This window comes from Maribrevibacterium harenarium, from assembly GCF_006385675.1.
In the GTDB taxonomy this organism is placed as follows: domain Bacteria; phylum Pseudomonadota; class Gammaproteobacteria; order Pseudomonadales; family Marinomonadaceae; genus Marinomonas; species Marinomonas harenarium.
The window spans coordinates 1-531 of the sequence record NZ_VFRR01000142.1 but is presented as its reverse complement, the minus strand read 5'-3'; the positions used below and the strand labels follow the sequence as shown (position 1 = coordinate 531).

General features: G+C 48.0%; 1 pseudogene. It reads left to right on the top strand.

Annotated features, from left to right (window positions below):
- A pseudogene (locus FJM67_RS17445) lies at nucleotides 1-531 on the top strand (Tn3 family transposase); the annotation flags it as partial.

Here is a 531-nt window from a genome sequence, read left to right as displayed (position 1 = left end):
AGCTCATCAACTATTACGGTAGTAAACTCAAACGATTCAAACGCGCACAGCAGCATCTATGGTTGCTATGTCACCTGACAGAGCGGATACAACTGGCACTGGAACGGTTAACTGATGGGTTCATTTACCATATCCGCAAGCAACAAGAAGCTGCCAACACCTTTGCACAACAAGCAGTGTTCCTGTCCTGGCAGTCAGCCGCGGACAATGTCACGAAAGCGGCAGAGTTACTGCATCTGTTTGTGGATGAGAACATTGATGATAATCAACCCTTCTCAGTAGTCAGACAACAGGCATTGAAGGTCATGAATGACAGGGATATCCAGACCCTCTGCCTTTACCTGAAAAAACAGAAACGGACCGTGGAAGAGTACCAGTGGCAACATTACGATGAACAATGCAATCTCCTGGAGCAACTGTTAAGGCAGGTGTTTTTGTGCCTTGAATGTGAGGCCGGTAAAGGCTCAGAAGCCGTCGTCGCCCAACTTCAACAGATGCAGACGGAAATCGCATTCGGTGGACCACTGAAGA